19 protein-coding genes are annotated in these 22,077 nt (G+C 68.9%); 3 read left to right on the top strand and 16 right to left on the bottom strand.

From position 1 onward, the window contains the following. Nucleotides 1–13: 13 nt before the first annotated feature. The 15 genes from QO011_RS41035 to QO011_RS41105 all read right to left on the bottom strand — a co-directional run bounded on the left by QO011_RS41035 (nucleotide 14) and on the right by QO011_RS41105 (nucleotide 16,460). Nucleotides 14–1,021 carry an ABC transporter permease gene (locus tag QO011_RS41035; protein WP_307286110.1) on the bottom strand — a complete coding sequence of 336 codons (1,008 nt, stop codon included), beginning with the start codon at nucleotides 1,019–1,021 and terminating at the stop codon, nucleotides 14–16. Further along, on the bottom strand, nucleotides 1,014–1,991 hold the full coding sequence (locus tag QO011_RS41040) for an ABC transporter permease (protein ID WP_307286112.1): 978 nt from the start codon (nucleotides 1,989–1,991) through the stop codon (nucleotides 1,014–1,016). The genes QO011_RS41035 and QO011_RS41040 overlap by 8 nt, the downstream gene beginning before the upstream one ends. Next, complete coding sequence (locus QO011_RS41045; RefSeq protein ID WP_307286115.1) at nucleotides 1,988–3,568, bottom strand: sugar ABC transporter ATP-binding protein; 1,581 nt, start codon at nucleotides 3,566–3,568, stop codon at nucleotides 1,988–1,990. The genes QO011_RS41040 and QO011_RS41045 overlap by 4 nt, the downstream gene beginning before the upstream one ends. 41 nt (nucleotides 3,569–3,609) lie before the next feature. After that, nucleotides 3,610–4,671 carry a TMAO reductase system periplasmic protein TorT gene (torT, locus tag QO011_RS41050; protein WP_307286118.1) on the bottom strand — a complete coding sequence of 354 codons (1,062 nt, stop codon included), beginning with the start codon at nucleotides 4,669–4,671 and terminating at the stop codon, nucleotides 3,610–3,612. Between the two features lie 467 nt (nucleotides 4,672–5,138). Then, complete coding sequence (locus QO011_RS41055) at nucleotides 5,139–6,098, bottom strand: sugar-binding transcriptional regulator (RefSeq protein ID WP_307286155.1); 960 nt, start codon at nucleotides 6,096–6,098, stop codon at nucleotides 5,139–5,141. A gap of 51 nt (nucleotides 6,099–6,149) precedes the next feature. Continuing rightward, on the bottom strand, nucleotides 6,150–6,869 hold the full coding sequence (locus tag QO011_RS41060) for an amidohydrolase family protein (protein WP_307286121.1): 720 nt from the start codon (nucleotides 6,867–6,869) through the stop codon (nucleotides 6,150–6,152). Between the two features lie 12 nt (nucleotides 6,870–6,881). Then, a complete protein-coding gene (locus tag QO011_RS41065) occupies nucleotides 6,882–7,865 on the bottom strand; it encodes an ABC transporter permease (RefSeq protein WP_307286123.1) in 984 nt (327 codons plus the stop codon). Nucleotides 7,866–7,873: 8 nt separating this feature from the next. Further along, nucleotides 7,874–10,402: an ATP-binding cassette domain-containing protein gene (locus QO011_RS41070; RefSeq protein WP_307286125.1), complete on the bottom strand. Its 2,529-nt coding sequence runs from the start codon at nucleotides 10,400–10,402 to the stop codon at nucleotides 7,874–7,876. A gap of 60 nt (nucleotides 10,403–10,462) precedes the next feature. Beyond that, nucleotides 10,463–11,509, bottom strand: coding sequence for a substrate-binding domain-containing protein (locus QO011_RS41075; protein ID WP_307286126.1), 1,047 nt, complete (start codon nucleotides 11,507–11,509; stop codon nucleotides 10,463–10,465). A gap of 38 nt (nucleotides 11,510–11,547) precedes the next feature. Further along, nucleotides 11,548–11,763: a hypothetical protein gene (locus QO011_RS41080; RefSeq protein WP_307286128.1), complete on the bottom strand. Its 216-nt coding sequence runs from the start codon at nucleotides 11,761–11,763 to the stop codon at nucleotides 11,548–11,550. Nucleotides 11,764–11,851: 88 nt separating this feature from the next. After that, on the bottom strand, nucleotides 11,852–12,571 hold the full coding sequence (gene phnF, locus QO011_RS41085) for a phosphonate metabolism transcriptional regulator PhnF (RefSeq protein WP_307286131.1): 720 nt from the start codon (nucleotides 12,569–12,571) through the stop codon (nucleotides 11,852–11,854). Between the two features lie 267 nt (nucleotides 12,572–12,838). Then, complete coding sequence (locus QO011_RS41090; protein ID WP_307286134.1) at nucleotides 12,839–13,720, bottom strand: ABC transporter permease; 882 nt, start codon at nucleotides 13,718–13,720, stop codon at nucleotides 12,839–12,841. A 9-nt stretch (nucleotides 13,721–13,729) separates the two neighbouring features. Further along, a complete protein-coding gene (locus QO011_RS41095; RefSeq protein WP_307286136.1) occupies nucleotides 13,730–14,518 on the bottom strand; it encodes an ABC transporter ATP-binding protein in 789 nt (262 codons plus the stop codon). Between the two features lie 11 nt (nucleotides 14,519–14,529). Next, nucleotides 14,530–15,546, bottom strand: a complete 1,017-nt coding sequence (locus tag QO011_RS41100; protein WP_370882081.1) for an ABC transporter substrate-binding protein — start codon at nucleotides 15,544–15,546, stop codon at nucleotides 14,530–14,532. Nucleotides 15,547–15,560: 14 nt separating this feature from the next. Then, the gene (locus tag QO011_RS41105; RefSeq protein WP_307286140.1) at nucleotides 15,561–16,460 is read right to left on the bottom strand and encodes an isocitrate lyase/PEP mutase family protein; all 900 of its coding nucleotides are present in this window, start codon (nucleotides 16,458–16,460) and stop codon (nucleotides 15,561–15,563) included. Nucleotides 16,461–16,649: 189 nt separating this feature from the next. On the opposite strand from QO011_RS41105, the gene acnA reads away from it, so the two are divergent. From acnA to QO011_RS41120, 3 genes are read left to right on the top strand one after another with little or no spacing between them, the layout of a single operon-like run. After that, nucleotides 16,650–19,340: an aconitate hydratase AcnA gene (gene acnA / locus QO011_RS41110; protein WP_307286142.1), complete on the top strand. Its 2,691-nt coding sequence runs from the start codon at nucleotides 16,650–16,652 to the stop codon at nucleotides 19,338–19,340. After that, nucleotides 19,340–20,506, top strand: a complete 1,167-nt coding sequence (locus tag QO011_RS41115) for a 2-methylaconitate cis-trans isomerase PrpF family protein (protein WP_307286145.1) — start codon at nucleotides 19,340–19,342, stop codon at nucleotides 20,504–20,506. The genes acnA and QO011_RS41115 overlap by 1 nt, the downstream gene beginning before the upstream one ends. Beyond that, a complete protein-coding gene (locus QO011_RS41120; RefSeq protein ID WP_307286147.1) occupies nucleotides 20,503–21,288 on the top strand; it encodes a GntR family transcriptional regulator in 786 nt (261 codons plus the stop codon). The genes QO011_RS41115 and QO011_RS41120 overlap by 4 nt, the downstream gene beginning before the upstream one ends. 240 nt (nucleotides 21,289–21,528) lie before the next feature. On the opposite strand, the gene QO011_RS41125 is transcribed toward QO011_RS41120, so the two are convergent. Next, nucleotides 21,529–22,077, bottom strand: a 549-nt coding sequence (locus QO011_RS41125; protein WP_307286150.1) for a TOBE domain-containing protein, incomplete at its 5' end; no start/stop codon positions are given.

A 22,077-nucleotide genomic window follows, 5' to 3' on the forward strand; every position in this document is an offset into this window, starting at 1 on the left:
CATCGCTGCGCCCTCAGGTCCGGATAGCGCGGATGCGGTCGAGGACGATGGCGGCGATGATGACGACGCCCAGGATGATCTGCTGGATATAGCCGTCGATGCGCAGGAGGTTCATGGCGTTCGACATCATGGTGATGAACAGCGAGCCGAGGATGACCGGCACCACGCCGCCGACGCCGCCCTGCAGGCTGACGCCGCCGATGACAGCGGCGGCGATGCTCTCCAGCATCAGGCTGCCGCCGAGATTGGGCTCGCCCGAGCCGGTGCGCGCCGTCAGCATCAGCGCGCCGAAGGCGGCCAGCACCCCAGCGAGGACATAAGCGAGCAGGAGGTAGCGCCGGCGGGGGATGCCCGCCACCGCGGCGGCGCGCGGATTGTTGCCGATGAGGTAGAGCGAGCGGCCGAACACGGTGTGGCCGAGCACGAAATGCAGGGCGAGGCACACCGCGATCGCCAGCATCACCGGGATCGGCAGCCAGGGGATCAGCTTGCCGTTGTAGAGCAGCGTGCTGAGGGCATCGGGCACGTCGAACACCGGCCGGCCGCCCGACATGGTGGTGGCGAGGCCGAGGCAGATGTTGAGGCTGCCGAGGGTGACGATGAACGGGTTGATGCCGAGCCCGGCGATGAAGCCGCCGTTGAACAGGCCGACCAACAGGCCGAAGCCGAGCCCGGTCACGAGGCCCGCCGCGACGACGACGGCGGGATCATAGCCCGCCGCCGCCAGGCTGGTCAGGACCATGGCGCTGGCGACGCTGACGGCCGAGACGCTGGCACCGAGCGACAGGTCGAAGCCGCGCGTCAGGATCACCACCATCTGCGCCGAGGCGAACAGCATGAGATAGCTCGACTGGATCAGGATGTTGCGCAGGTTGCCGGGCGAGAGCACCCGCGGCACCACGAGGTAGACGCAAAGCTCGACCACGACGATCAGGATCGGCAGCAGCAGCGCCAGGAGGAGGCGCAGCGCCTTCGCCGCGACGGCGTCGCCGATGCGCGGGGCGATCTCGGCCTCAGACACGGACGCTCCTCCGCTTCGAGAGCTCGTCCAGGGCGCCGGCCAGCACCACGATCGCGCCGAGGAACACCGTCTGGATGCGCGGGTCGATGGTGAGCAGGTCCATGGCGTTGGTGAGCAGCAGCAGGAACACCGCGCCGAGCGCCACCATCTCCACCCGCCCGACCCCGCCCTTCAGGCTGACGCCGGCGATGACGGCGGCGGCGATGCTCTCCAGGGTGAGCTGCGAATTGATCGCCGCCTGGCCCGAGCCGATCTGGGCCGTGAGGGCAAGGCCGCTCACCGCGGCGAAGAGCGAGCACAGCACATAGGCCGAGACGAGGTGGAACTGGGTGCGCACGCCCGAGACGATCGCCGCCTGCAGGTTGCCGCCGATCGCCACGATGTAGCGGCCGATGCGCGTGTGGTTCTGCAGGACGTAGAGCCCCGCCACGATCGCCACGGCGAGGTAGACGACGGCGGGCAGCTCCAGCCACAACGCCCGGCCGAAGCCGTCGACATAGCCTTCCGGCATGCCGTAGACTGGGATGCCGTTGGTGAGCGAAAGGGCGATGCCGGTGGCGATCGAGGCGGTTCCGAGCGTCACCATGAAGGGCGAGACGCGCAGGAAGGCGACGCAGAGCCCGTTGACCAGCCCGACCAGGGCGCCGCAGGCGAGGCCCGCCACGACGCCTGCCAGGATGATCAGCCCGGGCGCCCCGGAGAGGTCGTCCTTGAGGGCCACCATGGTCAGGGCGCTGGAGACGCTGGTGAGCGCCACGACCGCGCCGACCGAGAGGTCGAAGCCGCCGACCATCAGCACCAGCATCTGCCCGGCCGCCAGGATGACGAGGTAGGAGGAGCTGCGCAGCACGTTGAGGATGTTCGGCAGGGTCAGGAAATGCGGCACCACCAGCGCGAAGACGACGAGGAGGGCGACCAGCATGATCGGGACGAAGCCGACGCGGCCGTGGAGCATCTGCAGCCTGGTCATGCCCGCCTCGACGATAGGGCCAGCTCGCGCGCTGGCGCGCCGTGCTGCGCCTCCTCGCGGAAGAAATGCGACAGGATCTCGGCCTCGTTGATGGCCTCGCCCGAGAGCTCGGCCACCATGCGGGCGCGGTGCATGACATAGACGCGGTTGGAGAGGTTCATCACTTCCGGCAGTTCGGAGGAGACTAGGACGATCGCCGCGCCCTCGGCGACCAGCGCCTTCATCAATTCGTAGATCTCGATCTTGGCGCCGACGTCGATGCCCACCGTCGGCTCGTCGAACAGGAACACCGAGACCTCGCGGGTCATGCCGCGGGCGAGCAGCACCTTCTGGCGGTTGCCGCCGGAGAGCTTGGCGACGGCGCGCTCGATCTGCGGCGGGCGCAGCTTGAGGCGCTCAAGGATGGCCTTGACAGTGCGCCGCTCGCTGGCGCGACGCAGGACGCTTCCGCGCGAGAAGGCCGGCAGGTCGAGCGCCGCCATCGAGGCGTTCTCGCGGATCGGCCGGCCGAGCGCCAGGCCTTCGGCGACGCGGTCCGAGGGGAAATAGCACACGCCCCGCCGCAGCATGGCGATCGGCGTGGCTGCGCCGGCAAGCGTCTCGCCGCCGACCCGGACCGTGCCGGCGGCGATCGGCTCGAGCCCGTAGATGGCGCGCACGATCTCCGACTTGCCGCAGCCGACCAGGCCGGCAATGCCGGTGATCTCGCCGGCCCGCGCATGGAAGCTGGCTTCCCGCACCGCCCCGTCGGCCAGGGTCAGGCCCTCGACCGCGAGCAGCGTCTCGGCCGGCCGGTGCACGACGCGCGGGAACAGCACGCCGACCTTGCGGCCGGTCATCAATTCGACCAGCGTCGTCTCCGAGACGCCGGCGAGCGGCATGGTGGCGATCTTGCGCCCGTCGCGCAGGATGGTGATGCGGTCGCCGATGCGCTGGAACTCGCGGATGCGGTGCGAGACGTAGATGATGCCGACGCCTGATGCCTTGAGCCGGCCGACCAGCGCGAACAGCGTCTCCGCCTCGGCCTCGGTGAGAGAGGCGGTGGGCTCGTCGAGGATCAGGACGCGCAGGTCGGCGAGCAGGGCCTTGGCGATCTCCACCATCTGCTGGTGCGCCCGCGATAGGCGCGCGACCTTCTCATCCGGCTTCAGGTCGAAGCCGAGCTCGGCGATGACCTTGCGGGCCCGCTCGGCCATGCCCGCACGGTCGAGGAAGCCGCCGCTGGTCATCTCGCGCCCGAGGAAGAGGTTCTCCTCGATGGTCAGCTCCGGCACCAGGCTGAACTCCTGGAACACCGGGCTGATGCCGACGGCGCGGGCCGCATGCGGCTTGAGCCGCCCGAGCTCGCGGCCGCGGAAGCGGTAGACACCGGCATCGGGCGGGAAGGTGCCGGCGATGATGTTGATCAGGGTCGACTTGCCGGCGCCGTTCTCGCCGAACAGCACGTGCACCTCGCCGGCATGCAGGTCGAAGTCGACGCCGTCGAGCGCGACGACGCCGGGAAAGCGCTTGGAGATGCCGGCCATCTCCAGGAGAAGGCCGGCATCGCTTGCTTGGGTTCGCTCGGGAAGGTCCACGTCCAAAACAGAGGCCTCCGCCCCGACCCGGTTCCGGCCCGTCACGGCGCCGCGACGGAGAAGACCGCCTTGAAGTCGGCCGGGGCCAGGACGAGACCGATGTTGATCTTGTCCAAGTTGTCCTTGCCGATCATGTCGGGGATGGCCTTGGCGCTCTTCACGTAGGGCTGCTTCTCGAGGACGCGCACGGCGGTGTCGATGGCGATGCGGCCCTGCAGCACCGGATATTGCGTGGCGAAGCCGAGGATCTCGCCCTTCGTCACGGCGTCGAGCATGGCCTGGTTCTCGTAGGACGACATGATCAGCGTGTCCTTGCGCCCGGCCTGGGCCACGGCGCCGATCGCCGCCTCCGCCGCCGGCGCGCAGCCCCAGACGACGTTCATGTCGGGATAGGCCTGCAGCGCGTTCTGGATCAGGCCGAGCTGCACGGCGACGCCGGAATCGCCGAACTTGTCGCCGAGCATGGTGATGTTGCTCTTGCCGTCCACGGCTTTCTTGAAGCCCTTGAGGAAGTCCTCGGCCCAGCCCGAGCCTGCCGGCCCGGGGAAGGTGGCGACCTTGGCCGCCTTGTCCTTGAGGGTGTCGACGAGATAGGTGCCGCTCTGCTCGCCCATCGTGTCGAAGTCGACGGTCATCTTAGACGTGACGTCGGACTTGGAGACGGGGTTGATGGTGGAGATGATCGGCTTGCCGGCCGCCACCCCTTCCTTGATCTTCTTGTCGAGGCCGGCCTCGGAGATCGGGCCGACGATGATGGCGTCGAAGTCGCCGGCCAGGCAGTCGTCGAACTGCGAGAGCTGCTTGGGCAGGTTCTCGTAGCCGCCGGCCTCGTAGAGCGTCATGTTGACGCCCATGCGCTTGGCCTCCTCGACCACGCCATAGTCGACGGCCACCCAGAACGTGTCCTTCATGTGCGGGAACAGCACGCAGATGTTCCAGGCCTTGGACGCCTTTTCCAGGGGCGAGTAGTCCTCGACCTTCGCGGTACCGGAATCGAGATTGTAGATCTTGGCCGGCCACCATTTGTCGGCGGCCTCGGCCGTGCCGCAGACCGCCAGCCCCGCGGCAACGGCTGCCGCCAGCATCGAAACCGAGTTCTTCATGCGACACCCTCTGTCGTCTGCGTGTTCTGTTCTGGAGCGGGCGTCGAGCACCGCATGCGCCGGCCGCAGGAACGGCACATTGCCGGTCACCTTAAGGGCCGACATCCCGCCTGGTCTTTGTGCTGAGGGCGCCATTGCTTGCATCCGCGTGCATTGCAGCAGGCGAAGGGCGGGTGGGACGATATACGCGATCGAAACCGATCACGCTGGAATGGCCGGGCCGAACCGGGCCACGACGGAACGGTCTCGGCGAGAACGACGACAGTTCCATCATCCTCGACGTCATGAGCGGACTTGATCCGCCTATCCACGCGCACTCGACAATGGCTATGCTTGCCGCGCGCGGCCAACCAGCACTTTCTCGTCACCGCCGGCGTTCGCGTGGATGGCCGGATCAAGTCCGGCCATGACGGACCGCCTCACTCGTCCACGGACCACGCCCGAACGGACGCTGGCCCCCGGGGCCCTCAGTCCATCGACAGCACCAGCCGGGCGGTGTTCTCGTCGGTGATCAGCGAGTTCGCCAGGCGTCCCTTGAGGGCGGCACGGATCGCCGGCGCCCGGTAGACGCCGGAGGCGACGATGGCGGTCGGCCGGTCCGCCGGCTGCGTCCTGACGAAGGAGGTCAGGCGGTCGTGATAGGCGGCGTCGACGATCTCGCCGTCGGCGGAGATGGCGCAGCCGAGCAGCTCGCCCACCCCGCCCGCCTCCATCGCCTGCGCCGTCTCCGCCGCCGTGATGAAGCCGTCGCGATAGAGCGTCGCCTCCGGGCCCCAGAAGCCGATGCCCATGATCAGCAGCGTCGCCTCCTCCACCAGCGAGCGCAGCACGCCGTAGCCCGGCTGCGCCTGCAGCACCTCGCGCTCCTCCACCGTGTTGGTGACGACCGGCACGGGCAGCGGATAGCACTGGGCGTTGAGCCGCTCGGCCAGGCGCGTGACCACGTCGTAATGGGTCGCCCGGCCGTCGCGCGTCAGGTTGCCCATCAGCGACACGCAATGGTGCTGCGGCCGGTCCATCGGCGGCAGGCGCCGCGACACCTCGCGCATGGCCCCGCCGCTGCCCATGCCGATGGTGAGCGGCGCCTTCTGCTGGATGATGTTCTCCAGGTAGAACGTCGCCTGCGAGGCGACCGAGGGGATGTCCTCGGTGCTGCCGCTCTCGCTCAGGCACACGTCGCAATAGATCAGGCCGAACCGGTCCTTCAGCCGGTCGGCGAGCTGGATCGCCTCGGCCAGCGGATGGATCAGCTGGAAGCGGATCAGCCGCTCGGCATTGGCGAGCGCGATCAGGCGCTGCACGATCTGGCGCGAGATGTTGAGCTCGGCCGCGATCTGCTCCTGGGTCCGGCTCTTGAAATAGTAGAGCCAGGCCGCTCGTGCGGCGAGGTCCAGGCGGCGATCGCCGGCCGGATCCGGGCGCTCCATCGTCACGGCAATTCCTTCCCAACCATGTCGGCGCCCGATCCCCTCGTCCGGCTAGAGCTTCAGCAGGCGCGCCATGGTGCCGCCGACGATGGCCGCGTAGCCGTCCCGGTCGGGCGTCGCGCGCTCCATCTTCTGGAACTCGAACTCGTAGTCGACGAAGGGCGAATCCGTGCCCCAGATCACCTTGTGCGGCCCCAATTCCTTCACGGCGGTCTGAATCTCGAAGATCGGCGCTCGCGACGTCTCCAGATAGAGGTTGTCGAATTGGCCGGCAAAGGAAATGGCCTGCGCCACCGACCAGAAGAAGCCCATATGGGCCATCAGCAGCGGCACGCGCGGGAAGCGGGCCGCCATCAGCGCGAATTCCGGCGGCGCGTTGTAGAGGTCGCTGGCGCCGTGGACGATGATCGGGAAGCCCAGTTCGTCCGCCACCTCGAACAGGGGGTCGACCAGCTCGGGATCGGCGAGGTGATAGCCGTTGATCGTCGGGTGCAGCTTCAGCCCCTTGAAGCCCCATTGGGTGATGCAATGGCGCACGATGTCGGCCGCATCGCGCTCCCAGGGGTTGACGGCGCAATAGGGGATCAGCCGGTCCGGGAACTGGTCATGGGCGTCCTTGACGAAGTCGTTGGTGAAGTTGCCCTCGACGAAGGGGAACACCACGGCCTTGTCGACGCCGGCCGCGTCGAGCTTGGCCACCAGCTCGGTGCCGGTCTGGCGGGCTCCCGGCCGGTCGCCGAGATGGTTGTGGGCGTCGATGACGAGTCCCATGACTGTCTCCTCTCAGGTGTTGCGCTTCAGCGCGCCGATCGCCATGGCCATGAGGATGAAGCCGCCGTTCAGGGCGAAGCGGTAGGGCGCGCCCAGGCCGAGCAGGGTCAGGCCATTGCCGAGAAAGGTGATGAACAGGGCGCCGATCAGCGTGCCCCAGATGGTGATCTCCGCCCGCCGCGACAGCAGCGTCCCGAGATAGACGGCGGCGAAGGCGTCGAGCAGATAGGCCTCGGCGCCGCGCGGCACCGCGATCGAGGTGCGCGAGACCAGCGCCACCCCGGCGATGCTCGACAGCAGGCCGGCGAGGACGAAGCCGCCGGCGAACACGGCGCGCACGTCGATGCCGGCGAGATAGGCCGCGCGCGCATTGCCGCCGATCGCCCGCGCCCGCCGCGCGAAGCTGGTCATGGTGGTGACCAGCATCATCGCGGCGAACACGACGAGGCCGAGCACGACCAGCGCCGAGACCGGGCCGATCGAGCCCTGGCCGATGAAGAAGAAGGCGCGCGTGAGGCCGCGGGGCAGCGTGAACAGGATCTGCGGCTCGGCGCCGTTGGTCATCAGCAGCTCGCCCGAGCGGATGACGAACATCATGCCCAGCGTGCCGATGATGGCGGGGATGCCGGCATAGGCGGCGAGCACGCCGTTGACGAGGCCGGCCAGCAGGCCGAAGGCGAGCGGCGCGGCCAGGACCAGCCAGAGCGGCTGGCCGTGCAGCACCAGCACCGCGGCGAGCAGGCCGGCGGCATCGGCGATCTGGGCGACGGAGAGGTCGACCCCGCGCATCGCCATCACCACGCCGAGCCCGAACGACATCACCACCAGGATGACGCTCTGGTGCAGCACGTTGCCGATATTGGCGAGGCTGAAGAACGCCGGCTTCAGCACCGCGAAGATCATCAAGACCGCCAGCATGCCGACCGCCGGGCCATAGGCGCGCAGCTGCTCGACGAGGACGGGGGCGCGGGTGGGCCGGGCGGCAGCGGATGACATGGCGGCCTTTAGAAAATGAGCACCTGGCCGATGGCGCGCTTGCGCAACAGGCCGAGCGAGACCGAGAGGACCAGCACCATGCCCTGGATCCCGGGCAGGGCCTGGTTCGAGATCCCGAGGAGGATCAGGCCGTTGGAGAGCGAGGCCAGGAAGATCGCCGCCACCACGGTGCCGACGACGTTGAGCTCCCCGGCGCGCGACATGGTGCTGCCGAGGAAGGTGGCGGCCAGGGCGCTGATCAGGAAGTCGACCCCGGTGGCCAGCGCCGAGGCGCCGTAGCTGTAGGCGGCCAGCACCACTCCGGCGAGGCCGAGCACCAGCCCGCCGAGCGCGAAGGAGGCGAAGGCATAGCGCGTCCGCCCGACCCCGCGCAGCAGCGCCGCCGCCGCGTTCTGGCCCACGGCGTACATGCGCAGCCCGAGCCGCGTCTCCTTGAGCAGGACGTGAAGCGCGGCGGTGACGGCGACGAGCAGGATGAACACGAAGGGCACGGGCCCGACATAGCCCTGGCCGAGGAAGAAGAAGTCCGGCCGATTGGCGAGCGTCAGCGCCTGGCCGCCATTGTAGAGCAGCGTCGCGCCCATGACGACGAACATCATGCCGAGGGTGGCGACGAAGGCCGGGATGCGCAGCGCCAGCACCAGGCCGGCATTGACGGCGCCGACGGCGAGGCCGAGGACGCCGCCGAGCGCGATCGCCGCCGCCGAGCCGAAGCCCGCGAGCAGCGTGCCGGCCGCGACATTGGCGGCGAACTGGCTGGCGGCGCCCGCCGACATGTCGAAGCCGCCGGCGATCAGCACCACGGTGAGGCCGAGCGCGATGAAGGCGAGGACGCTGCCCTGCTTGAGCACGTCGAAGATATTGCCGATCGCCAGGAACTGCGGCGCCAGCGCGGCGATGACCGCGACCGTCAGCGCCATGCCGGCGACCGTGCCCCAGCGGGACAGGATGGTCGCGACGGGACCTTGCCGCGCGGCCTTCGCCGCCGCATCGCCCGCCCGGGCCGGAGCCTCGCCGGCGCTGCCCGAGGCCCAGTCGAGCAGCGCCTCGGGCGTCGCCGCCGCCTGGTCCTCGATCACCCCAGCGATCCGCCCGCGGCGCATCACCACCGTGCGGTCGCACATGGCGGAGATCTCCTCGAAGTCCGAGGAGATGAAGATCACCGCGGCGCCGGACCGCGCCAGCTCGACCATCTGGCGATAGATCTCGATCTTGGAGCCGACGTCGACGCCGGTGGTCGGCTCGTCGAACAGGAAGACCCGGGAGTCGCCGGTGAGCCAGCGCCCGACCACGACCTTCTGCTGGTTGCCGCCGGAGAGGTTGCGTGCCGGGGTCCGGATCGAGGGCGGCTGGATGCCGAGGCGGGCGACGAGCTCGCGCGCCGCCGCCGCTTCCCGGCCGAGGTCGAGCAGGCCGAATCGGGCCCAACGCGCCACGTTCGGCAGGGTCAGGTTCTCGCGCACCGGCAGGTCGATCACCAGCCCTTCCTGCCGCCGGTCCTCCGGGATCAGCGCGAAACCCTCGGCCATGGCCGCGCGCGGACCGGCGGGCGCGGACGGACGGCCGCCGATGCTGACCGTGCCGCCCTGGCGCGGCAGCGCGCCGACCAGGGTCAGCGCCAGCTCCGAGCGGCCGGCGCCGACCAGGCCGGCAATGCCGAGGATCTCGCCGCGGCGCACGGTGAGGTCGATGCCGTGCAGCGCCGGCCCCTCCAGGCCGCGCACCTCCAGGAGCGCGTCGCCGATCGGCACGCTCTCCTTGGGGTAGAGCTGCGAGACCTCGCGGCCGACGATCATCCGCACGATGTCGGCGCGGGAAATCTCGCCGGCCGGCACCGTCGCCACCAGCCGGCCGTCCCGCAGCACCGAGATGCGGTCGACCAGGCTCAGCACCTCGTCGAGATAGTGGGAGATATAGATGATGGTGACGCCGTCGTCGCGCAGCGCGCGGACGATCTCGAACAGGCGCTCGGCCTCCTTGTCGCTGAGCGAGGCGGTCGGCTCGTCGAGGATGAGGGCGGTGGGCTGGCGCAGCAGGGCGGCGGCGATCGCCACCTGGGCGCGCTGCGCCACGGAGAGGTCGCGCACCAGCACGTCGGGCGAGAAGTCGGCCTGGACGCGGTCGAGCGCCGCCTGCACGCGCCGGCGCATCGCCGGGCGGTCGAGCAGGCCGCCGCGCACGATCTCGTTGCCGAGCAGGGCGTTGCCGGTCACGTCGAGCTGGGCGACGAGCTGCTGGTCCTGGTGGACGATGGCGATGCCCTTGGCTTCGGCGTCGCGGACGTCGCGCAGGCGGACCTCCGCGCCGTCGACGAGGATGCGGCCCGCATCCGGCTGGTAGACGCCGGTCAGGATCTTGACCAGGGTCGACTTGCCCGCGCCGTTCTGGCCGAGGAGCGCGTGGATCTCGCCCCGCGCCACCGCCACCGACACGTCGTCGAGGGCGGTCACGCCCGGAAAGACCTTCCGGATCGAGCGGCACTCGACGGCAGGGCGCGCGGGCGCCGCGGCGACGGGGTCCGGGCTGGCGATGGACATGCGACGAACCTTCGAACCGGGGAGGCTGCCGGAGCGTGGATCCCGCTCCGGCAGGACGCGTCAGGGCAGGACGGGCCGCACGACCACGAGCTGGCCGTCCTGGGGCCAGCGGCCCTCCACGTCGGCCTTGGCGATGCCGAGCGCGTCCCACACGCCGGGGCCCCAGCGCTTCTCCGCCGCGGCGGCGCCGTTGGCATGGGTGGCGACATAGACCTCGGTGAAGATGGCGCTCGGGAACTCCTTCTTGCCGCCGATGGCGGAGACCAGGGCGTCCGCCGCCAGCCGGCCGATCGCCGGCACGTCCTGCACCACGGTCGCCACGAACGGGCTCTTCTCGTCGAGCAGCATCTGGAAGCCGATGCGGTCGCCGTCGATCGAGGCGATCTTGATCTCGTCACGCCCGGCGCGCCGCACCGCCTCGACCGCGCCGGAGACCAGGAGGTCGTAGGCGCCCCAGACGCCGGCGATGCTGCCCTTCTCGGGATTGGCGGTCAGCAGGTCCTCCATCTGGGTCTGCACCTTGGCGGCGCTGTGCTCGGTGGGCACCCACTGCACCTTGACGTTGGGATAGTCGGCGACGACCGCCTCGAACACGCGCTTGCGCGTCTCGAGCAGCGGCGCACCCGGCACCCAGAAGGCGACGACATTGCCCTTGTAGTCGATGCTGGAGAGCAGCGAGCGCGCCAGCATGGCGGCCATCAGGGCCTCGTCGCCGCCGACATCGGCGATGGCGCCGGCCGTCTTGGAGCCGATCGAGGTGGTGATCACCGGGATGCCTGCGGCATTGGCCTTGGCCACGACCGGCGCGAGCTGCTGGGGATCGCCGAGCTGGACGATGATGCCGGCGACGCCGGAATTGATCAGGCTCTCGATGTTCTCGTTGTGCTTGCGCGGGTCGGTGCCGCCGTCGGTGACCACGACCTCGGCGCCCGCGGCCTTCAGCACGGCGGTGGCGCCGGAGATGATGTCCCTGTTGTAGTCGTTGGTGATCTCGCGGGAGGCAAGACCGATCTTCTTGCCGGCCAGCGCCTGGGCATGGGCCGATCCGGCCGCAAGCGCCACCGTCGCCAGCAGCGCCGCCGCTGCCAGCCCCCTCAGCATGTTCATGGCAGTCCTCCGTCGTTTCCTCGGCGCTTGGCGCGCGCTTATGCGAGCAATTGCTCGACACTCAAATAATTGCGCGATTGCAAACCGAAGTCAACGATCAGATGGCAGATAAAGGCCACGCATTTTGATCGACCATCAGGCAAATATTCGATCTGCTGAAGTGGCGACCCCGCCTCCTCGGATGACGCCGCGCCTCTCCGGCGGATTTCGCATCGGGGGCGACGGCGCAGCGAGGAGCGGTTGTCGAAGAGCATGGGGTCACCCGGCTCGATGCCGTCGCCCCGATGGCTCCCATGTCGCTCGACGACGCCTTGATAAAATGCGCGGGCTCGTCGCCGCGGCTCAATAGTCGAGGATGAAGTCGACGCGGCTGCCGCAGTAGGCCGTCGTGCCGAAGAACACCGGCACGTCGGCGTCGTCGACGTTGAGAATATCCAATTGAAAGACCGGGTCCTGCGCCGACATCTTGAGATGGCGGGCTTCCTCCGCCTCGGGCAGGCGGCATCGGATGCGCGCGGTCTTGCGCCGGAAGGTCTTCACGCCCAGCTCCGCCACAAGCTCCGACAAGGAGAGTGGCAAGCTCTGCCCGAGGGGTATCCGGGAGAGGACCTGCCCGACATCCGGGAACCGCTCCACCGGAAAGTGGATCAGGGCCTGATGCACCGGTACGCCGTTGGCCTCGCCGAGCAGCGTGACCGTCTGGATCGGCGAGCCTGCCTTGATCTGCAACTGATGTGCGATCGCCGTCGGTGCGGGATAGGTGATCACCGACAGGACCTGCCGGGTCGGCACGCGCATGTTTTCGAGCAGGTTCTGCTCGAAGCGGGCCTGGGTCCCGATACGATAGGCGATGGCATCATCAACCACGAAGGTGCCGCGCCCACGCTCGGAGCGAACGAGTCCCAGGGCCTGGAGATGTGATAGCGCGCGCCGCACCGTATGGCGGTTGACCCCGAAACGCGTGGCAAGCTCGACGTCGCCCGGCAGCCGTCCGCCGGACTCCAGCACGCCACCTTCGATTTCCTTGACGAGCGTGTCGCTGATGCCTTGCCAGATCGCCATTCCACCCCTCTGCCTCTCGCCCCCGAGATCGTCGTCAGACGTGGACGGCGTCGCCGTTTGCATCATCCGGTCGTCACAGGGTATCGGCAGAAGTATAGTTGTCTATGTTTGAACTGCAAGCTCGTGCCGCTGCGACGTCCGCTGCCGGTGATGCGCTGAAGCCGGCCCCATGGCTGGCGAGGCGCGCCGACGGAGAAAGAGAATCCCCTACTCCCGTCTGGGAGAGGGGTTCCCCGTCACTTCGATTCGACTGTTCGTCGATGCTTCCTAGTCCCCCGCGGTCTTCTCCGGCCGCCAGGACATGAGCCGCTCCTCGATCAGGGTCAGGACCCCCTCGGCGATCAGCGCGACGACGGCGATCACGATCATGGCCGTGAAGACGCCGTTGGCGTCGAAGGAGCCCTGCGCGGTCGCGATCAGCATGCCCATGCCCTGCCGGGCACCGAGGAATTCGCCGACGATCGCGCCGACGAGGGCAAAGCCGAAGGAGACGTGCAGGCTGGCCAGGATCCACGAGAGGGCAGACGGCATGACGACCGATCGGGTGATCGCCCACCGCGACGCACCGAGGATGCGGGCGTTGGCGATGAGGTTCTTGTCGGCCTCGCGGACGCCCTGGAAAGCGTTGGCGAAGACGACGAAGAAGACCATCACGACGGCGAGCGCGATCTTGGATGCCGCGCCGAGCCCGAGCGCCACGATGAAGATGGAGCCGAGCACGACGCGCGGAATCGAGTTGGCGATCTTGATGTAGATCGAGAACACATCGGCCAGAAGCGCGTTCCGGCCGAGCACGACGCCGCAGAGGATGCCCAGCACCGACCCGATCAGGAAGCCGGCTCCCGCCTCGTAGATCGTCACCCAGACCTGGAACCAGAGCGGCCCGATCGAGGTCCCGTCCCGGATCCACTCGACGAGCTTCGCCGCGATGCCGGAGGGCTGCCCGAAGAAGAAGGGGTCGATGGCGCCGGCACGCACGCCGAGCTCCCAGCCTCCCAGCATGACGATCAGCACCGCCAGGCGAAGGGCGAGGACGAGCCGCTGGCGACGGCGCTGCCGTTCGGCGAGCGAATGCAGCTTGAGCGTCCCGCCCTGCGCCTTGGGCGGCGCAGGCGACTGGACGGAAAGGCTCGCAACAGGGGTCGACATCGGCGGCTCCTAGTGGCCTGCCCGCGCCTTCAGGACTTCTTCCCGAAGGTCGTCGGCGACGTGGCGGGCAATGTCGATGAAGCGCTCGTCGTAGCGCAGGGACGCGATGTTGCGCGGCCGCGGCAGATCGATCCGATGCACCGACTTGATCCGTGCGGGACGCGACGTCAGCACGGCGACACGGTCGGCGAGCAGGATCGCCTCATCGAGGTCATGGGTGACGAACAGGACCGCGCCGCTGTTCTGCGCCCACAGGCCCAGCAGCTCCTCCTGCATCAGCTCGCGCGTCTGCACGTCGAGGGCCGAGAAGGGCTCGTCCATCAGCAGCACCTCCGGCTTGTTGATGAAGGTCTGCGCCAGCGCGACGCGCTTGCGCATGCCGCCCGAGAGCTGGTGCGGGTGGCTCCTCTCGAAGCCGTCGAGATGGACCCGCCCGATCCAGTCCCGCGCCTGGCGCTCGGCTTCGGCCCTGGAGGTTCCGCGAAACAGCGGCCCAGCCGCGACGTTCGAGAGCACGTCGCGCCAGGGAAACACCGCGTCCTGCTGGAACACGAAGCCGACCCGCCGGTCGACGTCGACCACCGGCCGGCCGAAGAGCTTCACGCTGCCCTCCTGCGGCCGGGCGAGCCCGGCAATCAGCCCGAGCGTGGTGGACTTGCCGCAGCCGGTCGGCCCGACGATGGCGCAGAACTCGCCGGGCTCGATATCGAGGCTGAAGTCCTCGAGCGCCGACACGATGCTGCCGGCCGGCGACACGAAGCGCCGGGCGACACCAGACAAACTGACAGCCGGATCCATCGCGCAGCGCCTCAAGACCCGTTGGCGCGCGACACGAACTCGGCCGTGTAGGTCCTGGAGAGGTCGATCTCCTTGCCTTGGACAGCCGGATTCACCGCCTTGAGCACGCGCAGCACGTTCTCGGCGGCGCTCGCGCTCAGCACGCCGTCCTTGGAGTATTGCGACTTGCCGTCCCGAAGACCTTGCACATAGAGGTCACGGTCACCGGCGTAGTAATCCTTCGGCATCTTGTCGGCGATGTCTTCCGGCGAATGGGCGTCGATCCACTTCAGCGTCCCGATGAAGGCATTGACGACCTTCTGGACCGTCTCGCGGTTCCCGTCCAACCAGCCTGCATCGACATAGACGCAAGCGCTGGGATAGTCGCCGCCGAGGGCCGCCCGCGTGGTGTCCGGATTGCGCAGGTCGATCCCGACCTTCGCGATCCCCATCTTGAGGGCCCGCGAAACGGTCGGTTCCGTCGTCATTCCGGCCACGATGCGGTTCTGCTGGAGGGCGGCGATCATGGTGTCGCCGGCGCCGACGGGGATCGTCGAAATTTCACTCGGCTTCAGGCCTGCCTTGGTCGCGAGATAGCGGGTGAGGAAATCCGTCGCCGAGCCGAGCCCGGTCACGCCGAGCGCGTGGCCCTTCCAGTTCGCCGGATTCGAAAAGGTGTCGGCGTCCTTGGCGACCACCAGCTCGACTTCGCCGGGCGAGATGGAGAGCTGGGCGACATTGACGATATGCTTGCCCTTGGCTTGCAGATCGATGGTGTGATCATAGAAGCCGACGACCACCTGCACTTCCCCGGCAAGAAGCGCGGTCGCCGCCTGGGACCCGGAATTCGAGTTGTAGAGCTCGACGTCGAGGCCCTGCTCCTTGAAGTGGCCGAGCTGATCGGTGAGCTTGACGGGCAGGTAGGCCTGCTTGTCGATTCCGCCGACCATCAGCTTGATCTTGGTCTGAGCGGCAGCCGGCGCCATCGCGGCCGCCAACAGCATTGCGGCTATCAGAATTCTTCTCATGGATGATCTCCCTATCGATATGATTATTGTCGCGATCAGGTCTTTGCGGAGTAACGCCGCTCCAACTGATCGTAAAAGTCCCGTCGCACCAGGTCCTGGCGACGCCGGAAGCTCGTGACGGGACCGGATTCGTCGAGCGCGCCGGTATCCCGCAGGTGCGTGAGCGCCAGCTCCATGCCCGCCACCGCCCCCTGGAGCGCGGCATTGGCATAGAGAATGAGGCTGAAGCCTGCCTTGCGGAGTTTTTCGCGGCCGAGGATCGGCGTGCGCCCGCCCACGACCATGTTGACGAGCTGAGGCGCGCCGACGAGCCGCGCCATGGACAGGATCTCGTCTTCACTCTGCGGCGCCTCGATGAACAGGACGTCGGCGCCGGCTTCGCAATAGCGGTTCGCTCGCTCGATCGCCCGGCCGAAGCCGTGCACGGCCCGGGCGTCCGTCCGGGCGATGACCAGCAGGTTCTCGTCGTGCCTGGCATCGACGGCCGCCTTGAGCTTGTCGACCATCTCGTCCGTCGACACGACATCTTTGCCGGCAAAGTGACCGCAGCGCTTGGGCGAGACCTGGTCCTCGAGCTGGATCGCGCTCGCCCCGGCTCGTTCGAGGGTTCTCACGGTGTGGCGCACGTTGAGCGCATTGCCGAAGCCGGTGTCGGCGTCGACGACCAGCGGCAGGTCCGTTGCATTCCGCAGGGCGCTGGTGTGCTGGGCGAGCTCGGGCAAGGACACGAAGCCGAGATCGGGCAGCCCGAGATAGGTGTTGGTCAGGCCGGCGCCGGACAGATAGAGCGCCTCGAAGCCGAGATCCGCGATGACGAGCGCGGCCAGCGCATTGGCGGCTCCCGGCAGCAGGATCCCCTCGCGTGCTTCGACGCGGCTCCTGAAGCGCTGTCTGATCCCCTGATCCAATTCGCCCCCCTGCGAAGGCTCGCCCACGCCGAAGAAACCTGCACAGGGGCCCATCAATCTGTCAACAGTTTTTGAGAAAAATTCCGAGAAGTACGGCTATCGTCCGTATACAGCGAGGTCATTCACCAAATTCTGTCGACAGAATTGGCGTTCCGCCCTTGTCCGCATTGGTCGCCCCGATATAGAAAGGGCGCACCTCGCGGAGAAACGCCCCCCATGCCGCCCGCCCTCTCGAAGGACCGTGAGCTCACGGTCGAAGGCCGCCGTCACCGCATCTGCCCATTCTCGGACCTGCCGGGGGACCTGGCGGCGCGGGCGGAGCGGCTGCCTTTCGTGGTCCGGATTCTCCTGGAGAACGTCTTGCGCCATGTCGGCCGCAACGACGTCACGATGGACGATGCCGTCCGGCTCGCCGGCTGGGACCCGGCCGCCGAAGCCGTCACGGAGGTGCCGTTCCATCCCGCCCGCGTGCTGATGCAGGACTATACCGGCATCCCCACCCTGGTGGACCTCGCCGCCATGCGCGACGCGATGGCGGCGCTGGGCCATGACGCGCGCATCGTCAACCCGCAGATCCCGGTCGATCTCGTCATCGATCATTCGCTGATCGTGGACGAGGCCGGGCATGCCGGCGCGGCCGCCATCAACCTCGAGCACGAGTACCGCCGCAACCGCGAACGCTATCACCTGGCCAAATGGGCGGAGCGCAATTTCAGCGGCATGCGCGTCGTGCCGCCCGGCCGCGGCATCCTCCACCAGATCAACATCGAAGCGATTGCGAAAGTCGTGCGCAGCGAGCCGGGCTCCGACGGAGCGGCTTTCGCCTTTCCCGACACGATGGTGGGCACGGACAGCCACAGCACCATGGTCAACGGCATCGGCGTCCTGGGCTGGGGGGTCGGCGGGATCGAGGCGGAAGCCGCGATGCTGGGACTGCCGCTCGTCGTGCCGCTGCGCCGCGTGCACGGCGTGCGGCTCGAGGGCGAGCTGCGCGAGGGCGTGACGGCGACCGACCTGGTCCTGACGCTCACCGAGCGGCTGCGCGCCGTCGGCGTCGTCGACGCCTTTGTCGAATTCTTCGGACCGGGCCTTGCCGGACTTGCCGTCGTCGATCGGGTCACGATCGCCAACATGGCGCCGGAATACGGATCGTCCTGCGCCTTCTTCCCCGTGGACCAGCAGACGCTCGCCTATCTCGGAGGGACGGGGCGGCCGCCCGAGGCCGTGGCCCTGGTCGAGGCCTATGCGCGAGCCCAGGGCCTGTGGCGGGACGCCTCGGACCCGGAGCGGCTGTACAGCGGCGTGACGGCCTTCGACCTCTGCGCCGTCGAGCCCTGCGCGGCAGGTCCGCGCCGGCCGCAGGACCGTGTCCCTCTCGCGGCCATCGCGGACAGCTTCCGCGCCGCGATGAATGTCGAGGCCCCAGGCGATCGGCTGCCAGCGGACGGGATGCGGGACGGCGCGGTGGTGATCGCCGCCGTCACGAGCTGCACCAACACCTCCAATCCGCATGTGATGGTGGCTGCGGGGCTCCTGGCCCGCAAGGCGGTTGCAGCCGGCCTGCGGACGAAGCCATGGGTCAAGACCTCCCTCACGCCGGGCTCGCGTGTCGTCGGCGCCTACCTTCGGGACAGCGGGCTGCAGGCCGATCTGGATCGTCTCGGCTTCCAGATCGCCGGTTACGGCTGCGCCACCTGCGGCGGCAATTCCGGCCGGCTCGCCGAAGCGATCGAGGCGGACATCGAAGCGCGCGGCATCGTCGCGGCCGCCGTCCTCTCCGGGAACCGCAACTTCGAGGCGCGCATCCACCCGCTCGCCCGGGCCAACTACCTCATGTCGCCGCCGCTCGTGGTCGCCTATGCGCTCGCCGGCAACGTCACGGTCGACCTCACGACCGAGCCTCTCGGCTGCGGGGCGGACGGACGGCCCTTGTTCCTGCGCGACATCTGGCCCAGCTCGGCCGAGATCGAGGCGGTCCTCGCCGCCACGGTCTCGCCCGGCCTGTTCCGATCGAAATACGAAAGATTGTTCGAAGGCGACCCGAAATGGCAGGCGCTCGAGGCGCCGCCAGGCTCCCGCTTTCCCTGGGATGCGGCCAGCACCTATATTCGCCGGCCGCCCTACTTCGACGGGCACGAGCCGGAGGCATCCGCGCCGCAGGATGTCCGGGGCGCGCGCTGCCTCGTCATGCTGGCGGACTCGATCACGACCGATCACATCTCCCCGGTCGGCGACATATCGCCCACCTCCCCCGCCGGCCGCTTCCTCCAGGACAGGCAGGTCGGCCCGCGCGATTTCAACGCCTACGGGTCGCGGCGCTCGAACCACGAGGTGATGGTGCGCGGCACCTTCGCGAATATCCGCCTGCGCAACGAGCTCGTTCCCGGACACGAAGGCGGCGTCACCCGCGACCTCGAGACCGGCGAGATCCTGCCGATCTACGACGCGGCCATGGCCTATGCCGCCCGCGGGGTGCCGTTCGTCATCGTGGCGGGTCGCGACTACGGCGCCGGCTCCTCGCGCGACTGGGCCGCCAAGGGAACGCGGCTGCTCGGCGTGCGCGCCGTCCTGGCCGAGAGCTTCGAGCGGATCCACCGGGCGAACCTCATCAGCATGGGCGTGCTGCCGCTCCAGTTCCCGCCGGGCACCGATCGCCGGAGCCTCGCGCTGACGGGCAGCGAATGGTTCGACATACCGGATCTGGCGGCTCGCCTGGCTCCGGGTGCCGAGGTCCCGGTCTTCATCCGCCGGACGGACGGAACCGTCGAGACGGTGGTCATGCGCTCGCGCATCGACACGGCCAACGAGAGCAAGGTGCTCGCCGGCGGGGGCATCCTGCCCTTCGTGCTGCGCCGCCTCTCGGCCAGGGCCGGCGCGGCGCCCGACATCGAGAAGGACGTCGCGTGATGCCGCAGCTTTCGGTCCCGGCAGTCTACGTGCGCGGCGGAACCAGCCGCGCGCTGGTGTTCCGGGCGCAGGACCTTCCGGAGGACGCGCGGCTGCGCGACGCGATCATTCTCGCCGCGCTGGGCAGCCCCGATCCGAACAAGCGTCAGCTCGACGGGCTCGGAGGCGCGATATCGTCCTTGTCGAAGGTCGCGATCGTCGCGCCCGCATCACGCCCCGACGCCGATGTCGACTACACCTTCGGTCAGGTCGCCATCGACGCCCCCATCGTCGGCTATCGCGGCAATTGCGGCAACATCTCCGCGGCGATCGGCCCCTTCGCGGTCGACGAAGGCATGGTCGCGACGACGGGCGATACGGCGCGCGTGCGCATTCACAACACCAATACCGGCAAGATCATCGTGTCGGACTTCCCGCTGCAGGACGGGCGCGCCGCCGTGGACGGCGACTTCGAGCTGCCGGGCGTGGCCGGAACCGGCGCACCGGTGCGCCTGTCCTTCCTCGACCCCGGCGGCGCGGTCACCGGCCGCCTCCTGCCGACCGGCGCTCCGGTCGAGCGGCTCGATCTGCCGGGATTCGGCGCTATTGCGGTGTCGCTGGTGGACGCCGCCAATCCCGTCGTGTTCGTGGCCGCCGACACGCTGGGGCTCGACGGCACCGAGAGGCCGTCGGATCTCGAGCAGGACGCGGGCTTGATGAAGGCGTTCGAGGACCTGCGGGTTGCGGCCGCGCTGCGCATGGGCATCGCGGCTGACGAGGACGAGGCCCGTCGACGGGTCCGCAACCTGCCCCAGGTCGGCATCGTTTCGCGCCCTGCCACGGCGCGGACGGCGAGCGGCGGGACGATATGCGCCGACGACGTTCACATCACGACGCGGATGATCTCGGCCGGACAGCCCCACCGAGCCTCGCCGCTGACGGGGGCGATGTGCCTTGCGGTTGCGATGCGCATCGCAGGAACGCTGCCGCACGGGCTCGCGCGCCCGTCCGACGAGGGCCGGGACATGATCATCGGCCATCCCTCCGGCACGCTGCCGGTCGCGGCCCGCGTCACGAACGGGCCGGAGCCGCACGCCCGCGAAGCGGTGGTATACCGAACGTCGCGGCGGTTGATGGAGGGGCGCGTGCTGGTGCCGCGCAGCGCGCTCGGACGAGCGGATACATGAGCACCCATCGGTCCATCGAGATTTCCGACGAAGCCGGCGAAGACGAAGCGTGGGAGCCGGCGGCGGCGAGCATCTACGCCCAATTGCAGGAAGAGATCCTCGACGGGCTCCTTCCGCCCGGGACCGTGATCAGCGAAGTCATGCTGTCGCGCCGCTTCGGCGTCAGCCGCGCGCCGCTGCGCGAGGCGGTCTGGCGGCTGGAGAAGCGAGGCCTGCTGGTGCGCCCGCCGCGCCAGAGGGCGCGAGTCGTCACCGTCTCGACGTCCCAGGTCGAGCAGATATTCCTTCTCCGCGAGGTGGTCGAAGGACTGGCCGCCCGCGAGGCCGCGAGACACATCACCGCCGATGAGATCGCCTCGATGCGGGCAGCCCTGCGCCGGCAGGCGGAGCAGTCCGCGGCCGGCGGCACCGGCTCCGACCTTCGCAGCGAGCCCGACAACGACTTCCACTTCGCGATCGCGATCGCGAGCCGGAACGAGTTCGTGATCAAGTTCCTGCGCGACGACTATCACGCCCTCATCGAGCTCTGCCGCCGGCGCCAGCGGCGCGACCCGCACCGGTCCGCGCGCTCATTCGTCGAGCACTCGCGCATCGTCGATGCGCTCGAGGACCGCGATGCCGACCTGGCCGAGCTCCAGATGCGGCGCCATATCGAAAATGCCCGCCGGGTCCTGGTCGAACGCGCGGTGGACCTGCCGGCACCCGATGCGGGCGCCACCGGCGCGCGTCGCAAAAGCCGATCCATCGGCCTGGCGGACCCTGAGGACGGCAGTCGGATATGACCGCCAGCGCCTTGCCGCCGATGGCGAATGCCTTCGTCGCCGCCATGACCGGGCGGGCGGCTGCGCAATAGGGAAATTGGGGGACCATCGGCGAGGTCCGCGATTGCTGTCTCAACGAGGCGGAAGCCGGTCGTATCCTCCGCCGCAGAGGCGTCGACGCTCTGCATGGGGCGGGGCCGGCATCATCGCGGCGATTCCGGCCGGCATGGGCTGACTCTACGCGGAAACGTCTTTTCACGCTCATACCGCGAGGGGATTTCTTTGCAGGGCAGGCAGCGCGGTGCCGTCCTGTCCGAACAGATGCGCGGCTGAAGCGGTGACGCCGACGCCGACGCGGTCATGGACCCTGGAGCGGTCGTCGCCGTCGGCCTGGACGATGAAGAGGCTGGAGGCGGTGATCTGGACATAGAGGAAGGTCTGGCCGCCGAGGCGTTCGACCACCATGACCTCGCCGGCGAGCTCGCCGGTGTCCGAGCGCCTGAGATGCTCGGGGCGGATGCCGAGCGTCAGGGTGTCGCCGGGGGCGATGCCGTCGGCGCAGACCGGCACGGTGAGGGCGGCCCCGCCGGGCAGGTCGACGGTGAGGCCGGCCGCGCCGGCGGCCCGGGCGGTCACCGCGATGAAGTTCATGGTGGGCGAGCCGATGAAGCCGGCGACGAAGCGGTTGCGGGGATGGTGGTAGAGCTGGAGGGGGGAGCCGACCTGCTCGACGCGGCCGTCGCGCAGCACGACGATCTTGTCGGCGAGCGTCATCGCCTCGACCTGGTCGTGGGTGACGTAGATCATGGT

The sequence above is a fragment of the Labrys wisconsinensis genome, from assembly GCF_030814995.1.
Taxonomy (GTDB): Bacteria; Pseudomonadota; Alphaproteobacteria; order Rhizobiales; family Labraceae; genus Labrys; species Labrys wisconsinensis.